Origin of the sequence: Mesorhizobium sp. WSM3862, assembly GCF_002294985.1 — a bacterium.
Lineage (GTDB): Bacteria > Pseudomonadota > Alphaproteobacteria > Rhizobiales > Rhizobiaceae > Mesorhizobium.
Map to the genome: position 1 here is coordinate 157,449 of NZ_NSGE01000005.1, position 16,115 is coordinate 173,563.

Genomic DNA, 16,115 nt, shown 5'->3' on the forward strand with positions numbered 1-16,115 from the left:
GCTACTTGACCCGTTACTTTACGATGAGGATGCTGGTGTTGCCCGGGCCGAAGGCCTCGACGAGCTGATAGAAGTCGGCCGCGGCATCGGGATGCAAACGCACGCAGCCATGCGAGGCTGGCCGGCCAAGATGCTTGATGGCATAGGTCGCATGCACCGCATAGCCGCCGCTGAAGAAGACCGAATGCGGCATCGGTGCATTGTCGTATTTCTTCGAATACCACATCTCATGCATGCGGGTCGGCTTGAATGACCCTGTCGGCGTGATGTGCCCCCTGTCGCCCGTCGACACTTTCCAGGTGAAGGTCGGCCGGCCGTCGACCGTGACTTCCATGATCTGCTGCGACAGCGAAACCCGGGCGACGAGCTGGTTGGCATGAGCGGCGTTGCTGCCGAAGAGCAAAGCCGCGCCGGTGAGCGCGGCGGCGGTGACGTGGATGAGCTTGGCTGAAATGCCGGTATGCATGACGATCCCTCTCTCTTATGCCGGTCGGGCCGGCTGCAATTTCGATGGATCGTCTTATCGGGATCACCTGTTTCAGGCTCATTTCGCTTAATATGCGTTAATGTTTCGAATTCGTTTCTCTAAGTAAACGGCCTAATTCCAGAGAACACGCTCGCTTAGACCGGCTGCCGGCAATACCAAGCAGGCCGAAACCGGCGGGCAAAGCGTATATGGCTTTGATATGAAAGCCTTTCTCCGAATTTCGAAACCGAATTGCAACAAAGCGCGACTTGCGCGGCATGATGCGGATACAGGCCCGCAGCAATGTCGAGGTCACGGGAACAGACATCAGCAAACGAAAATGGGCAGGAAATCGAAAGTTCGCACCTGGTTTCTCAGGATCGGCGTCTCGGCAGTCATCCTCGGTGCTGTCGGCTCTGTCCCCGGGAACCCTGTGACGGCGCTTGGCGCCATGAATTCCGGCGAGGTTTCGACACTGCACACTGCACTGTTCATCGCCACGGTCTGGATCATCTCCAGCCTGCGCGTCAACCGGCTGAGGGCCCTCTGGCGGGTCGGTCTTCGGCTGATAGGGATGCGCGGCCCCTCCGGCTACTTGCTGCCGAGAGGACCGAAGGCCCGCGCCGCAGCGGGGGGCTCCGTAAGCGGCGCGGGCGCTTCGGGAGTTTCCTGAAGCATCGACGACTATCGAATTGGGGATTGAGTTATGAAGACGAGATTTGCCGCTTCGGTGCTGTCCGCACTGCTTTATGCCCAGGGGCTGCTTGGCTTTGCCGCGCTTGCAACGGTGCTGCTCAAGGAGCGCGCCCACGCCGAGATCGCCGCCAGCGCCGAATTGCCGTCTGGTCCCTCGATCCTCGTGGTGCGCTAGGCACCGGCGTCGGATCCAAAAGTGCGAAGCGGTTTTGGAAATCCGATGCAAGATCGAGGAAAAGACCTGGTGGCCCTCGCCTCAGTCGGTGCGCGGCGTCGGCGGATCGAACCGGTAACCGGCACCCCTGATCGTGGTGATGGTCTCCGTATCGAGCTTACGGCGCAGCCTCACGATGCGCGAATCGATCGAGCGGTCGAAAGCGTCGGCATTCTCGGCGGGCGCGGCGGCAATGATGTCGTCGCGCGTCAGCACCTTTCGCGGGCTCGCCAGAAACAATCTCAACAGCGCCACCTGCCCCGGCGACAGCTGATCCTCGGCGCCGGAACGATGCATGACCATGGCCGACCTCAAGTCGACGGTCGCATTCTCCAGCACGATCAGTTCCTGGGGGTTGCGGCCGCGCCGCGTCAGCAGGCGGCCGATGCGCGCCGCCAGCTCGCGCACATTGAGCGGGCTTTCGATCACGTCGGCTGCGCCGAGCTCCAGCGCCAGCACCTTGTCGACGAGATCGGCGGGCCGGCAGATCAGGATGAAGTCGCAGCCACCCTCGCCGCCCCCGCCTTGGCTACTATAGCGCTTGAGCAGTTCGCGCCCCTCCGCCTGGGTCACGTCGTCACCGACGACCACCACGTCGATGCCGCCTGCCGAAAGCAGCGACTCCGCCTCCCAGGGCTGGCGCGCCTGACGCACGTCGTGCCCCCGCCGCTCGAGATGGTCGGCCAGGTCGCCGGCCACCACTTCGGCAACGGACACAAGCGCGACGACGGATCGTGCTGCCATTTTCTCCACTCCGCCACGGACAACTCGAGATGAGCGCTGGACATCATGTTTATACCCAATCTACTTTCCGCTGAAAGCGGGAGCGAGACCATTGTGAAGGCGCGCATCATTGTCGTCGAGGACGAGCCGGATCTGAGGGAAGCGGTCGCCGAGTATCTCGGCGCCAGCGGCTATGACGTTGCCACGGCCGAGAATGCCGCGGCGGCGCGCAGCCTGCTTGAGGCGCAACCCTTCCACCTCGCCATCCTCGACATCGCCATGCCCGGCGAGGACGGCCTGTCGCTCGGCCGCTGGCTGCGCTCCAAGACGCAGATCGGCATCATCTACGCCACCGCCGCCGGCACCGCGCTCGACCGCATCGTCGGCCTGGAGCTCGGCGCCGACGACTACATCGTCAAGCCCTATGAGTTGCGCGAAGTGCTGGCAAGGGTCCGCAGTGTGCTGCGCCGCGTGCCGCAGCCGGTTGCCCCGCAGGCCGCCAAGACCGACGCTGGCACGCGCCGCTTCATGAATTTCGGCAGCTTCCAGGCCGATTTCGACGGCAGGCTGGTGACCGGCGCCAATGGCGCGGTCATCGAGATGGCCAAGAGCGAGTTCGACGTGCTGGAAGTTTTCCTCACCCGCGCCAACCGGCTTCTGACGCGGGCGGCGATCTCGGAGGCGATCGGCTTCGTGGAAGACCCGGAATCGTCGCGCGCTGTCGACATCCGCATCATGCGTCTGAGAAAGAAGATCGAGGCGGACCCCGCCAATCCGAAATTCCTGCGCACGGTGCGCGGCGAAGGCTACATCTTCTCGCTGCCGGCTGGCGACGGCAACTGACTCCGGCGCCGCGCACCTTCCGGATACGCAATCGACGCTGTAGCATTCCGGTCCGGCGGCATGCCCCCAGAAAACCGTTGTCGATTTTCGGGCTTGTGTGCTGGATTTCATGGTTTACCGATATGGCCCCGGAGATTGACGTTCGACGATGACAGCTGAGGCCGCACGGACAGAGATGCACGGCTCCCGCCAGGGCGCCGCGATGGCGGCCGTCCATGTCGTTCGCCGCTTGCGCGAAGCGGGCGACTGGCAGCGCGAGATGGACAGCATACTGGAGGCACTGTGCCGTTCGTTGGACTGTCAGCGCGGCATTCTCTTCCGTTTGCGCGAGTTGCCGGGCGAGGGCTTTGCCCAGTCCGTGGCTTCCTATTGGATCGACCCTGCTTTTGGCGGCGAGCTCGCATCGCCTACCGTGATCATGCAGTCGATCATCAACTCCGATCCGCTCCTGGAGCAGTTGCAGGAGGATGAGCGCCAGGGCAAGGTCTTCGCCGGCCACACGCGCGACCTCGATGGTTTCCTGCGGGCCGATTTCGAGAAGCAGAACATAAAATCCTTCATTTCGGTGTCGGTCTTCGCCCACGGCCATCTCTGGGGCACTCTGGCGGTCAATGACTGCGCGGCCGAACGCGAATGGACGGACGAAGAGGAGGCGACGCTTCACATCATCGCGCTCGCCATCGGCGACGCCATTGAGCGCTCGCCCTCAGAGGCGCATGCCAGCGAGGTTATCCGCCGCACCATGCTGCAAGCTTCGCTCGACGCCATCATCGTCATCGACGAGGCCGGCTCCATCATCGAATTCAATCCGGCCGCCGAGAAGATGTTCGGCTTCAAGCGCAGCGACATCCTCGGCAAGGATCTGATCGACACGATCGTGCCGCATTATTACCGCAAGGGTTATTCGTCGGGCGCCGAGTACATGGCCGGACGGGGCGCGCCGATGGTTGGCCAGCGGCTGGAGACAGTGACCCAGAACGCGGCCGGCGAGATCTTTCCGATCGAGCTGACCGCGACGGAGATGCGGGTTGCCGACCGCCGGCTCATCTTCGGCTCGATCCGCGACCTGCGCGAGAAGCTGCACGCCGAAGAAGAGATCAACCGCCAGCGCGAGAAGCTGCACCAGAATGAGAAGATGGCGGCAATGGGCTCGCTGCTCGCCGGCGTCTCGCATGAGCTCAACAACCCGCTGGCGGTTGTGGTCGCGCAATCGACCCTGCTGCATGAATTCGCGGCCGACCCGCAGACCAAGGTGCGCGCCGAAAAGGTGCGCGCGGCCGCCGAACGCTGCGGGCGCATCGTCAAGAGCTTCCTGTCGATGGTGCGCCTGCATCCGACCGAGCAGGCCGAAACCGACCTCAACCAGGTGATGCGCTCGGCGCTCGAAGTGACCGCCTATGGTGCGCGCTCCAGCGGCATCATCATCGACACCGACTTCGCCAACGGCCCGCTGCTCGCCATGGCCGACGCCGACCATGTCACCCAGGTCGCGGCCAACTTCCTCATCAACAGCCAACATGCGCTTGCCGGCATCACCGGCGAGCGGCGCATCAAGGTGCGGACCTTTCGCAGCGAGCGCGGCAATCCCGGCTTCTCGGTCGAGGACAACGGACCCGGCATTCCCGATGCGATCCGCTCACGCATCTTCGAATCCTACTTCACCACCAAGCCGGTCGGCGTCGGTACCGGCATCGGCCTGTCGATCTCGAAATCGATTGTCGAGCGCCACAACGGCAACATCTGGTTCGAAGAGGTGCAGCCGCACGGCGCGCGCTTCGTCGTCCAGTTGCCGGCGATTGCCGGCAATGCGGCAAAGGCCGGCGAGGGTCCGGCGCGGTCGAGCGGGTTGCGCCATGCGCTGATCATCGACGACGAGCCCGACGTCGCCGCTTCGCTGTCCGACATATTGGAGCTCATGGGGCTCAAGTCGCGTCTCGTGCCAAGCTGGACGTCCGCCGGCGAGGTGCTGAGCGGGCAGATGCCGCCGGACATCGTGTTTTCCGACCTGCGCATGCCGGGCACCAGCGGCATATCGATCTACCGTGAATTGCTGGCCGAACGGCCGGGGCTGGCGCAGCGTTTCGTGCTGGTCACCGGCGACCTCATCGGCGCCAAGGCCGAGATTGAGGCACTGCCGCCGCAGCAGCGGCCGCAGATCCTGGAGAAGCCCTTCTCGACGCTCGACGTCCGCGGCATCCTTGCGACCGTTGCCGATGTCGCGGCGGCCGACAACGGCGCCGACATCTGAAATCGCTCCCTCTGCGGCTTCACCTGGATATCGTCGGAGTCGAAAAAAGAGGCTCCCGACCGACTTTGCGGCGGGAGCCTGACTGGAGCGCGGAGGGTGCGCTCAGGGGAGCCTAAAACACGTTCGGAGTATTGGTCAGCGGCGCGGCATTGGCGATCATGCGCACAGCTCGGGCCCGGTGCTGACCGGACTGCTCGGCAATGGCACGCAGGCATTCGGCGTTCTCGGCGCCCCAGCTCTGCCCTTTGCAGGCGAACTCGACTTGCGACTGCGGCAGGCGCGCGGTTTTGAGCGTCGTCGGCGCGCCCTCCACGACATTGGCCGGAGGATTGATCGAGGCGAAAGCGGGACCCGCGGCTGGCGCAAGCACCATGCTGGCGAAGGCGGCAACGCCCAGCAGCATGAACATCGCCATCGGATGGTCGCTGGCGCGCTGGCGCAACGCCAGCTTCGGACGGCGATCATTGCGCTCGGGACCGTAAGAGCGGCGGCTGGCATCGGCGATCCGAACTTTAGCAAACATCGGCTGTTCCCTTTTCCTTGAAACGAACTTAACCGCACCACGTAACAGGCGGATGATAGGGCGCGATGGCCCATGTAACAGGACTGAAACGGGGATCGCTTCTGTTCCTTTTGCTCCTGTCGGATGCGGCGGACTGTAAGCGACCTCACACAGGCGCAGAATTGGCATGGCTGTCGCGATCGTCCGATGCGCGAAGCGCGTCGAAACGGTGCCCTCACAAACTGCGGATCCGAAGCTGGAACCGCCGTTTTGCACTCCTGGTTAAGGCTCGGATTTTCCGGGATTTTCTCGGCTCGGATGACTGCAAGCCGGTCGCCATGATATTTCCATATTTTCACAAGCCATTGCATTTTAACGGAAAATGTGTTTTTATTGAACGAGCATTCAACAAAACGAGAGCATTTTCATGAACCCGCACCTGCGTGACGTGGCGATCCCCAACGATTGGGACCGGCGGGGTTTGCCGGGGTGGAGTTACCACTCCAACGCCCTTCTCGAGCTTGAGAAGGAATACGTCTTCCGCAATCACTGGCAGATCGCCGGCCATGTCTCCGACGTGCCAAATCCGGGCGACTATCTGACGATGGACGTCATCGGCGAGCGGGCGCTGATCGTGCGCGGCAAGGACGGCGTCGTGCGTGCCTTCAACAACATGTGCCGTCATCGCGGCAGCCGCGTCGTCGCCGACAGCCAGGGCACCTGCAAGAACGCGCTGATCTGCCCGTTCCACGGCTGGGTCTACAATCTCGACGGCACGCTGCGGGGGGCTGCCCGTCCGCGCTCCTTCCCGGAACTCGACAAGACCGAGTTCGGGCTGATGCCGCTCGATCTCGAAGTCTGGATGGGCTTCATCTTCATCCGCTTCCGCAACGGTGGCCCGCAGCCTTCCGTGGCTGAACTCTTGAAGCCGATCGAGGCGGAGATCGCCCATTACAATGTTGCCGACATGGTGCCGTGCTTGGGCATCTGGACCCAGAAATCACCGGTCAACTGGAAATCGGTGCGCGACGTCGACAATGAGGGCTATCACGTTGCCATGGCGCATCCGGCGCTGCAGGACCTCTACGGCGCGACCTATTTCGACGAACCCTTCGTCAACGGCGTGTCGCGGTCCTTCGCCACCTACAACCCGCATGCCGGGCGGCGCTGGAGCGTCAACCAGTACATCAAAATAGCGCCCGAGCCGACGCACCTGCCGGAGCATCTGCGCAAAGCCTGGATCTATTACGGCATCTTCCCCAACAACGCGCTGTCGATCATGCCGGAATCGGTGCAGTTCTATCAGGAGTTCCCGCTGTCCACCGGCGAGACGCTGCTGCGCGGCGCGATCTACCGCTACAAGGACGAGACGCGGGAGCAGGCGGCGGCGCGCTACCTTGCCTACCGCATCGACCGCGACACCATGAACGAGGATGTCCAGCTCTCCGTCTGGTCGAACGAATCCATGCTCTCCGAGGCGTTCGGGGGCTTCTACCTCTCCGACCTCGAATATGGCGTGCGCACCCACCACGACCATCTGCGCAGGCAGGTGCCGGTGCTGAACTTGGAGACCGCACCGGAGGAAAAGGACATGTGGGGATTGAACGACGCGCTGCGGTCGAGGGGGTGAGAGCGTTCTCTCCCCGTTCCACGGGGAGAGAACTGTTACCTATGTATCCGGTTCAAAGTGTTACCCATCTATCGGCTGGACAGCAGGCAGGTGAGGGGCAGCGCCGGCCTGCGGGGTTATACCTCCAACAGATGAAGCGCTGCAGGTCCGGCTGATCGTCGACCTCGGCGCCCCTCATCCGCCCTTCGGCACCTTCACCCTGCGGAACGGGGAGAAGGGAAAGGCCCTCACCCCCGCCAAACGCCTTCCTTCCTCAGATCATCCATCGTGCGCGAGATGCCTTCGCGCAGGATCGCGACCATGTCGTCGATCTGCTCGCGGCTGATGATGAGCGGCGGCGACATCACGCACATGTTGATCAGCGGCCGCACCAAGAGACCGAGCTCATGGCAATGCGCGTCGATACGTTTTCCCACATCCTTGTCGAGCTGCAGCGGATCCTTGCTCTCGCGGTCGGCGACGCATTCGACGCAAGCCATCAGGCCGGCGCCGCGTACCTCGCCGACCAGCGGCAGTTCCTCGAGCGTCTTCAGTCGCGCCTGGAAATAGGGCGCGATCGCGCGCGCATGCTGAAGCACGCCCTCTTCCAAAAGATCGAGGTTCTTCAGCGCGACGGCGCAGCCGATCGGATGGCTGGTGTAGGTGAGGCCATGGCCAAACAGGGCATCGGGATGGTTGGAGCGGCGCAGTTCCTCCAGCAGCCGCTCGGAGATGATCACGCCGCCAAGCGGGAAATAGCCCGAGGTCACCCCCTTGGCGAAGGTGATCATGTCCGGATCGAGGCCGAACACGTCGCCAGAGGCAAAGACATGGCCGAGCCGTCCGAAGCCGGTCACCACCTCGTCCGAGACATAGAGGATGTCGTTCTCGCGGCAGATCTCACGGATGCGCTTCAGGTATCCGTCCGGCGGCACGACGACGCCGCCCGAAGCCTGCACCGGTTCGCCGACAAAGGCGCCAATGCGACCGGCGCCGACGCGCGCGACCGTGTCGCGGAACTGGTCGACGATGAAATCGGTGAAGGCGTCGATGCTCATCTCCTTCGGCCGTCGGAACGGATCGGGCGAGGAGAGCTTGATCACCAGCTCGTCGGCACCATCCATCCAGTGCCGGTCGCGCGGGCGGCCGTTGAGCGAGGCCGACAGGTAGGTCGAGCCGTGATAGGCGCCGCCGCGGCTGATGATCAGCTTCTTCTCCGGCCTGCCGCGCACATTGTTGTAGAACTGCATGAAGCGCAGCGCCGTCTCCACCGCCGACGAGCCGCCGGTGGTGAAGAAGGTGTGACTGAGATCACCGGGAGCGGCATCGGCGATGCGTCTCGCAAGCTCGGCTGAGGGCGCATTCATCGTATACCAAGGCGTGTTGTAGGACAGCGCCATCGCCTGGTCGTACATCACCCTTGCCAGTTCCTCGCGGCGATGCCCGACATTGATGCACCACATGCCGGCCGGACCGTCGATCAGCCGCTTGCCGGATGCGTCGGTGATGTAGATGCCCTCGCCCTCGCCGATCAGCGCCCGTGCCTCGGCGCCGACCGAACCGGCATAGGGCCAGGGCTGGACCAGATGGCGCTTGGCCAGCTCGACCGCATCGTCGTCCCCGGGCTCGACAACTTCCCTCGCCTTGATCTCTCGTGCAGCCGCCATCTTAGCCTCGCATGGTCCGTTGCGGTGATTTCCAGAGACATGAAACGAAGCGGAAAGCCATGGAAATTCGGCTTTTCGTCACTTCATTTTGAATGTCCATTCAATCAATATTGCAGAAATAGCGCTTGATTTCAATCGGCGGATGCGCTCATGATGAAAGAAAGCCGGCAAGTCTGGAGTGATCGCTCCGGGCACATAAATTGGAAACAGGCAGTCGGCGCCGATCAATGGGAAGGCCGTATGGCGGGACAGTCCGAGCCGGCAACTGCAATCACGCCCGGAGCGCTGCAATGACGGCCGCCGCGGAAGGGTCGCCCCCGCTGCGCATGGCGAGAGCCAGACGAAGTCCCCTTCTGCAGTCGGAAGCCGTCCAGGGCATTGCGCTGATCAGCCCGACTTTCCTTTACGCGCTCATCCTTCTCGTCCTGCCGATCCTGGTTGTTATAGCCCATTCCTTCTGGACGCAGGACTACCTGACCATCGACCACACATTCACGCTGGAGAATTATCGGATCGCGCTGACCGAGCCGATCTACCGCGACCTGCTCTGGCGCTCGCTCTACATCTCGCTGACGGTCAGCCTGCTCACCGTGCTGCTCGCCTATCCGATCGCCTATTTCATTTCCTTCCATGGCGGCCGCCAGAAGAGCCTCTGGCTGTTCCTCATCACCATCCCGTTCTGGACCAGCTACCTGCTGCGCGTGATGTCGTGGAAGGTGATCCTCGGCTACAACGGCGTGCTCAATTCCGGCCTGATGGGCCTCGGCATCATCGACGAGCCGTCGACTGCGCTGCTCTACAATTCCAGCGCGGTCATCATCACGCTGACTCACGCCTGGGCGACCTTCGCCATCCTGCCGATCTTCGTTTCGCTGGAGAAGGTCGACCGCACCCTGGTCGAAGCGGCGACCGATCTCGGCGACGGGCCGCTGCGCTCCTTTCTGCGCGTGACCTTGCCGCTGTCGGCGCCAGGCGTCATCTCGGCGGCGCTGATCGTCATGATCCCGACCGTCGGCGACTACGTCACGCCGAAGCTGGTCGGCGGCAAAGACGGCGTGATGATCGCCAACGCCATCCAGGCGCAATTCGGCAAGGCGTCGAACTGGCCGCTCGGCGCAGCACTCTCCGTCACAACCATGGTCATCGTCTCGCTGATGGCCGGCGCCGCGGTGCTGGTCATCCGCGCGCTGCAGAGGCTGGCGCGATGACGGCGATCAGACGTTACCTGCCAAGCTGGCTGTCGAGCTACGCCGCGCTCTACATTCTCTTCCTCTATCTGCCGGTGATCTTCCTGCCGATCTTCTCGATCAACACCGCGGCGACGCCGAAATTCCCGCTCTCAGGCGTCACGCTGCATTGGTACCAGGAACTGCCGCGCACGCCGGCACTGATCGACGCCACCTGGAACAGCTTGGTTGTCGGCGCCTCGGCCGCTATCCTGTCGACCGTGTTCGGCATTCTCGCCGCCCGTTCGATCACCCGCTACCGCTATCCCGGCCGCCGCACCGTCAACGGGCTGATCATGGCCCCGCTGGTGCTGCCCGAGGTCATCGTTGCCATCTCGATGCTCCTGGTGATGCTGCAACTGGGCTTGAGCCTGTCGCTGTTCACGGTCGTGCTTGGGCATGTGCTGGTCTGCATTCCCTATTCGATGACGGTGCTGACATCCGGCTTCGAAGGCTTCGACCGCAGCCTCGAGGAAGCCTCCGCCGATCTCGGCGAAAGCGCCTTCGGCACCTTCCGGCGTGTGACGCTGCCGATGGTGGCGCCAGCGATCGTCTCCAGCCTGCTGGTCTGCTTCACCATCTCGCTCGACGAGTTCATCATCGCCTTCTTCCTCACCGGCACCGAGGCGACGCTGCCGATCTACATCTGGGGACAGCTGCGCTTCGCGGCCAAGCTCCCCGGCGTGCTGGCGCTCGGCACCTTGTTGTTGGCGGCGTCTTTCGTGCTGATGACCGTTGCCGAGATCCTGCGCCGCCGCGCGGCGAGACGCACCCAGAACGAGGGAGGCCTCTATGCTTGAGCGGGTCCAGTCCGAGCGAACGATTTCCGATCGCGCCATGATCGAGATCCGCGACGTCACGCGCAGCTACGGCGCGTTCAAGGCGTTGGACAATGCATCGCTCGTGATCAGGGAGGGCGAGTTCTTCTCGCTGCTCGGGCCGTCCGGCTGCGGTAAGACCACGCTTTTGCGCATGATCGCCGGCTTCGATACGCCGACCAGCGGCTCGATCGCCGTCGACGGCCAGCCGATGGACGGCATTCCCGCCAACCGGCGTCCGACCAACATGGTCTTCCAGAGCTACGCGATCTTTCCGCACCTCAATGTCGAGCAGAACGTCGCCTATGGGCTGAAGCGGCTGAAACTACAAAGCGGCGAGGAAAAGCGCCGCGTCGAGGAGGCGCTGGCGCAGGTGTCGCTGACCGGCCTTGGCAAGCGCCGCGCCACCGAGCTCTCCGGCGGCCAGCGTCAGCGCGTGGCGCTTGCCCGCGCGCTGGTCATGCGTCCCAAGGTGCTGCTGCTCGACGAGCCGCTATCGGCTCTCGACAAGAAGCTGCGCGAGCAGATGCAGGTCGAGTTGCGCCGGCTGCAGCAGGCGGTAGGCATCACCTTCGTGCTGGTCACGCACGACCAGTATGAGGCTTTGGCCATGTCGGACCGCATCGCCGTGATGTTCGGCGGCCGTATCGCGCAGGTCGCCTCGCCCAAGGAAATCTACCAGCGCCCAGTCAACCGCCAGGTCGCCGACTTCCTCGGCGGCATGAATTTCGTCAAGGCCGAGATCGTCGAGGAGAACGGCGCGTCCTTGGTTGTCGACACGCTTGGCTTCGGGCGTGTGAGGACCGACAAGCCGAAGACCTTCGTCCGCCACGGCGGCGCGGCGACGCTCGGTATCCGGCCGGAGCGGCTGCGCGTGCTCTGGGACAATGCGACGGCCAAGTTCGAGGTCGCCGGCAAGGTGGTCGAGCGCCACTATTTCGGCGAGATCACGCATCTGATCGTCGAGATCCCGGGGCTGGAAAAGCCGCTCTCGGTGACCGAGACCAATGATTTCGGCGCCGACGACATTCCGGTCGGCGCGCCGATCCGTCTCGCCTACGACCCAGAGGCCCTGGTGGCGATGGCGGACTGAAGCCGCGCCAAAATCTTCCCGGCGGCGATGCGTCCGGCCACGATCGCGCCCTCGACATAGGCGGGGAAGGACGGCGACACTTCCGACGACGCAAAATGGATCGGCGGCGCGCCGGCAAGGATCGTGCGCTCGGCATCCGTTGCCGTCACGTCGACGATGAGATCGCTATAGGCGCCGCCGCTCCAGCGGTCATCTGTCCAGTCGCGCTGGCTGAAATCGAGAATATCGGCCGCGTCCGGACCGAGCGCATCCGCGAGCTTCGCAGTGACCTCGGCGCGCAACGCCGCAGCACCCAGCTTGCGGCAACGCAGCGCCAGCGGCCCACCGATGAAGACGACGAGCGCTGCATGCTCGGCATCCCTGCTGGCATCGCAGGCAAACAGGCCCGGCATGTCGCGCCACATCACCATTCCGCTCAGATCGCGCTCGCGCCAGAACGGCCTGGCATAGCGGACGAGGATCTTGACCACCGCGCCGCTTTCCCAGACGCCAAGCGCCTTCTTCAAGGCCGTCGACAAGGCAGGCCGAAAGTCGAGCCTGTTGGCCGTCGCTGGCGGCAGGGCGAGCAGGACCTCGCGCGCCTCGACGGCGCCGCCGCCGGCGACGACACGAACGCCGGACGGCCCGCGCTCGACGCGAATGACCGGCTCGTTCAGCCGCAGCCGGTCACCGAGATCGCCCGCCAGGTCCGCGGCCAGCGACTGCATGGTCTCGCGCAGAGAATATTGCAGTTCCGGCACTTCGTTGGTGATGCGGCGATCATTGTCGATCAGGTACCATAGCGGCACCTTTTCCAGCGCCAGGCACCACAGTCCTTCGACCATCGAGCGGAAGGCGGCTTTGGCATCTACCGGATCGGTCTGGCGTTCTAGCCAGGAGGCGACGGTCAGCCCGGCGATCGCGGGATCGTCAGGCTCGATCCAGTTCATGCGGTCGCGGATCGCCATCGCGGTCACATAGGTCTGTCCGGCCTGGTCGACCGACATCGGTGGATGGGTGATGAACGCGCCATCGACAAAGGTTTTGACGAAGGTCTTGCCGCGCGCCCTGGCCAGCGCCATCAACTCCGGCATGTCCTCGCACAGGAACTGGCCGCCGCTGTCGATCAGCTCGCCGAGCCCGTTTCGCGCACCTTCCACACGACCGCCGACGCGGCCGCGCGCTTCCAGGACGAGGAAATCGATGCCGGCGCGCTTCAATTCGAGCGCGGCCGACAGGCCAGTGAAGCCGGCGCCGACGATTGCAACGTCGGTGCTTTCGATCTTGCTGTTCAATAGCCGGCCTTGATCTTCTCGAACTCGGCGATCATCTTCAGCTTGAGCTCGGAAGGCAGCGGCTGCTGGAACAGCGTCTTGTCGACCCATTTTTCCACGTTGTCGTAGCCCTTTTCCTTGAGCACCGCCTGGTCGACACCGGCCATGCCCTTGGCGTTGGCTTGGCCGTAGCCCCAGTCCTTGACCAGCACCTTGGCGACTTCCGGATCGTTGACAGCGTTGAGATAGTCATAGGCCTTGTCAATGTTGCCGGGCGCGTCCTTGAACAGCACATAGCCGCACACCCAGGTCGAGATGCCCTCGTCGGTATCCTTCTTGGACTTGATCGGCACGCCGGCGGCCTGCGATTGCACCGCCGCGTCGTTCCAGGCCCAGGCCAGATCGACCTCGCCGCCTGAGAGCAACTGCACGATGTCGGTGGTATCGGTCCAGTAGGAGCGCACGTTCTTGTGCACCTGGCGCAGGAAATCGGACGCCTGCTTGAACTGCTCGTCCGTCATCTTTGTCGGTCCTTCAGCCCGATGGCGAGGCTGGCCAGCGCATAGGCGTCGTCGACATTGTCGCCGATCGAGACGCGTCCCTTATACTTGGGATCGGCGAAGGCCTTCAGCGACTGCACGTCCTTCTCGGCGATCTTGTCGGAGTTGAAGGTGAGCTGCGTGTCACCCCAGTCCCAAGGCATGAACCAGGCTTTGCCGTCGGGGGTGGTGGCAAGGTCCTTCATCGCCATGATGCCGGGGTTGAGATCCTTCCAGCCGGCGATCTTGGAGGTGTCGAGCGGCTGCAACAGCCCCGCCTCGCGCCACTTCACCACGCTTTGCGAACACGGATGGCCGAGGTCGGCCTTGAAGCCGGAGCGGATCTTCTCGAATGCCTCGTCCTCATCGCCGAAGAAGGCGAAGGTCGGCGAGTCGCCGTCCTTCTCGACATATTTGCCGTGGAAGCTGGGGTCCTCATAGCCGGACCAGTCGAACACGATGAGGTCCTTGTCGGCGGCAACGGCGAACGCTGCCGCCGAAGATGCCAGCGCGCCGGCGAGCGCCAAAGTAAGTGTCAGGCGTCGGCTGAGTTTCTTCATGCTGTTCCATCCTCTTTGGTCTTGCCGGTCTTGCTGGCCGGCTGTTGCTAACTCCGGGCTGTCGTTAATCGTAGTGTTTCGGAAAGGCGGCGGCCAGGAACGCGTTGGCCGCCTGCAGCGCGGTCTCGCGGGTGGTGTCTTCTGTGCCCATCATCAACCGCAGCCACAGGCCCTCGAGCATGGCCGATAGCGCCAGCGCCATGACCTGCGGCTCATAGGCATAGCCGCCCCTTTGCTTAAGCGTCGCGCAGAGGTCGATGAACACCTGCTGGTAGTAGGCGTCGCGCGAGCTGCTCAGCGCCTGGTAGGTCGGCCGCGATTTGGCCTCGCCCCAGAAGGCGCACCAGGCAGCGAGCTTGCGCTTGTTGCAGATCGAGCGATCGAAGTCGGCCCACACCAGCGCCTGCAGCTGCCGCGCCGGATCGTCGCCTGCCTTCTGCAAGGCGGCGCGCCAATGCGCCGAATACTCGTCATACATATATTGCAGCGTGGCTACGAGCAGCTTCTCCTTGCTTTCGAAATGGAAGTTGACGATGCCGCGGGACAGGCCCGCGCCGTCGGCCACATCGGCCATCGTCGTTTCCGCATAGCCGCGCTTGGCCAGTGAATCGATCGTCGCCTCGATCAACTGGAGTTGCCTGACTTCTTTCGAAGCCTTGCGGCCGCGCTTCTCGGCGTCTCCTTTTCGTGCCGGTTCGGGCAAGGCATCCCTGGCCTCTGCATTCTTCATGAGCGTGACGGTCTCCAGCATTGCCGGCTATCCGACCGGCTTCCAACCGCGCAGATGAGTGGGGCGGTGCTCACCACTGTCAAGCACCTTCTGCATCGCCTCCCAGGTCCGGATGTTCTTGTCGACATAGCCCCCGCCGACCGCGGCGGCGAGCGCTTGATAGAGTGGCCCCTTCAGGCGCGCCCGTTCCTCCCGCGCCACCTCGCGGTACCATGCGTTGCGGTCGCGGACGCTGATGTCGCGGAAGCCAGCACGACGCATCGCTTCGGCATAGCGCGCCGGCGAAGCCATGGCAAAGGACAAGCCTTCCGCCGCGAGATAGGCCTTCATATCCGCAGACGGCTCGCCGTCGTGCGAGATCATCCAGTTCGACGCGGCGAAGACGCCGCCGAGCTTCAGCACGCGGAAGACCTCGGCGAACAGGGCATCCTTGTCCCGGACATGCAACAGTGCGTCCTTGGAGAAGACGACGTCGAAGGAAGCATCAGTGAAAGGCAGCAGTCCCGGCGGCGCCTGGACGAAGCTGACGCGGTGCTGGAGACCCTGCGCAGCCGCCTTTCGCCTTGCCGTCTCGATCACCGGCCTCTCGACATCGAAACCGGTCGCATGCGCCGCACCATGGCGCGCGACCAGATCCAGCGTGATGCCGCCGGCGCCGCAGCCGAGATCGAGGATCGTCTTGCCCTCGAGCGAGAGGCCTTCGACCACGCGGTCCACTTCGTCCGGGCCGCCCGGGGAGAGGTAGCCATCGCCCCAGAGCGCCTCGAGGAAGCGAATGGCCGCGTCGTCATATTCCGGCTCGGCGTTAGCCGTTTCGATCATCGGACTGAGCCTCAAATGCCGAAGTCACCTTCGCGCTAGCGGAACACCAGAAATGCGGGGCAAAGCCTAGCGCATCAACGCAGAAACGCAACACCATTTGTTGAAC

At 63.6% G+C, this 16,115-nt stretch carries 15 protein-coding genes and 1 pseudogene; 8 read left to right on the forward strand and 8 right to left on the reverse strand.

Annotation, left to right across the window (positions count from 1 at the left end; all coding sequences use genetic code 11):
* Nucleotides 1-13: 13 nt before the first annotated feature.
* Entirely contained in the window at nt 14-466 is a 453-nt protein-coding gene (locus CK224_RS16420; protein WP_095782471.1) for a L,D-transpeptidase, read from the reverse strand.
* Between the two features lie 340 nt (nt 467-806).
* Here CK224_RS16420 and CK224_RS16425 point away from each other — a divergent pair, with 340 nt between their 5' ends.
* Together CK224_RS16425 and CK224_RS31295 are read left to right on the forward strand one after the other, a co-directional pair.
* The gene (locus CK224_RS16425; RefSeq protein WP_095782472.1) at nt 807-1,139 is read left to right on the forward strand and encodes a hypothetical protein; all 333 of its coding nucleotides are present in this window, start codon (nt 807-809) and stop codon (nt 1,137-1,139) included.
* 33 nt (nt 1,140-1,172) lie between these two features.
* A complete protein-coding gene (locus CK224_RS31295) occupies nt 1,173-1,337 on the forward strand; it encodes a hypothetical protein (protein ID WP_095782473.1) in 165 nt (54 codons plus the stop codon).
* An 81-nt stretch (nt 1,338-1,418) separates the two neighbouring features.
* On the opposite strand, the gene CK224_RS16435 is transcribed toward CK224_RS31295, so the two are convergent.
* On the reverse strand, nt 1,419-2,120 hold the full coding sequence (locus tag CK224_RS16435; protein WP_066990432.1) for a response regulator transcription factor: 702 nt from the start codon (nt 2,118-2,120) through the stop codon (nt 1,419-1,421).
* Between the two features lie 93 nt (nt 2,121-2,213).
* On the opposite strand from CK224_RS16435, the gene CK224_RS16440 reads away from it, so the two are divergent.
* Nucleotides 2,214-2,942, forward strand: a complete 729-nt coding sequence (locus tag CK224_RS16440) for a response regulator transcription factor (RefSeq protein WP_245425965.1) — start codon at nt 2,214-2,216, stop codon at nt 2,940-2,942.
* A 148-nt stretch (nt 2,943-3,090) separates the two neighbouring features.
* Nucleotides 3,091-5,190 carry a sensor histidine kinase gene (locus tag CK224_RS16445; RefSeq protein ID WP_176477942.1) on the forward strand — a complete coding sequence of 700 codons (2,100 nt, stop codon included), beginning with the start codon at nt 3,091-3,093 and terminating at the stop codon, nt 5,188-5,190.
* Between the two features lie 112 nt (nt 5,191-5,302).
* Here the strand turns inward: CK224_RS16445 and CK224_RS16450 are convergent, their stop codons facing one another.
* Nucleotides 5,303-5,881, reverse strand: coding sequence for a hypothetical protein (locus CK224_RS16450; RefSeq protein ID WP_245425966.1), 579 nt, complete (start codon nt 5,879-5,881; stop codon nt 5,303-5,305).
* A gap of 238 nt (nt 5,882-6,119) precedes the next feature.
* Here CK224_RS16450 and CK224_RS16455 point away from each other — a divergent pair, with 238 nt between their 5' ends.
* Entirely contained in the window at nt 6,120-7,322 is a 1,203-nt protein-coding gene (locus CK224_RS16455) for an aromatic ring-hydroxylating dioxygenase subunit alpha (RefSeq protein ID WP_095782476.1), read from the forward strand.
* A gap of 227 nt (nt 7,323-7,549) precedes the next feature.
* Here the strand turns inward: CK224_RS16455 and CK224_RS16460 are convergent, their stop codons facing one another.
* A complete protein-coding gene (locus CK224_RS16460; RefSeq protein ID WP_095782477.1) occupies nt 7,550-8,968 on the reverse strand; it encodes an aminotransferase in 1,419 nt (472 codons plus the stop codon).
* A 290-nt stretch (nt 8,969-9,258) separates the two neighbouring features.
* Here CK224_RS16460 and CK224_RS16465 point away from each other — a divergent pair, with 290 nt between their 5' ends.
* Genes CK224_RS16465 through CK224_RS16475 form a run of 3 tightly spaced genes read left to right on the forward strand, consistent with a single transcriptional unit; the run spans nt 9,259 to nt 12,105 of the window.
* Nucleotides 9,259-10,176: an ABC transporter permease gene (locus CK224_RS16465; protein WP_095782478.1), complete on the forward strand. Its 918-nt coding sequence runs from the start codon at nt 9,259-9,261 to the stop codon at nt 10,174-10,176.
* The gene (locus CK224_RS16470; RefSeq protein WP_095782479.1) at nt 10,173-10,994 is read left to right on the forward strand and encodes an ABC transporter permease; all 822 of its coding nucleotides are present in this window, start codon (nt 10,173-10,175) and stop codon (nt 10,992-10,994) included. Before CK224_RS16465 ends, CK224_RS16470 begins: the two co-directional genes overlap by 4 nt.
* Before the next feature lie 37 nt (nt 10,995-11,031).
* Nucleotides 11,032-12,105 (forward strand): ABC transporter ATP-binding protein, encoded by a 1,074-nt coding sequence (locus CK224_RS16475; protein WP_095782785.1) that lies wholly within the window; start codon nt 11,032-11,034, stop codon nt 12,103-12,105.
* On the opposite strand, the gene CK224_RS16480 is transcribed toward CK224_RS16475, so the two are convergent.
* The 4 genes and pseudogenes from CK224_RS16480 to CK224_RS16495 form a co-directional block, all read right to left on the reverse strand.
* Entirely contained in the window at nt 12,069-13,379 is a 1,311-nt protein-coding gene (locus tag CK224_RS16480; RefSeq protein ID WP_095782480.1) for a flavin monoamine oxidase family protein, read from the reverse strand. The genes CK224_RS16475 and CK224_RS16480 overlap by 37 nt on opposite strands.
* A pseudogene (locus CK224_RS16485) lies at nt 13,376-14,457 on the reverse strand (ABC transporter substrate-binding protein). Before CK224_RS16485 ends, CK224_RS16480 begins: the two are co-directional and overlap by 4 nt.
* Nucleotides 14,458-14,521: 64 nt before the next feature.
* Nucleotides 14,522-15,208, reverse strand: coding sequence for a transcriptional regulator BetI (gene betI / locus CK224_RS16490; protein ID WP_095782481.1), 687 nt, complete (start codon nt 15,206-15,208; stop codon nt 14,522-14,524).
* 6 nt (nt 15,209-15,214) lie between these two features.
* Nucleotides 15,215-16,009: a class I SAM-dependent methyltransferase gene (locus tag CK224_RS16495; protein ID WP_095782482.1), complete on the reverse strand. Its 795-nt coding sequence runs from the start codon at nt 16,007-16,009 to the stop codon at nt 15,215-15,217.
* Nucleotides 16,010-16,115: the final 106 nt, after the last annotated feature.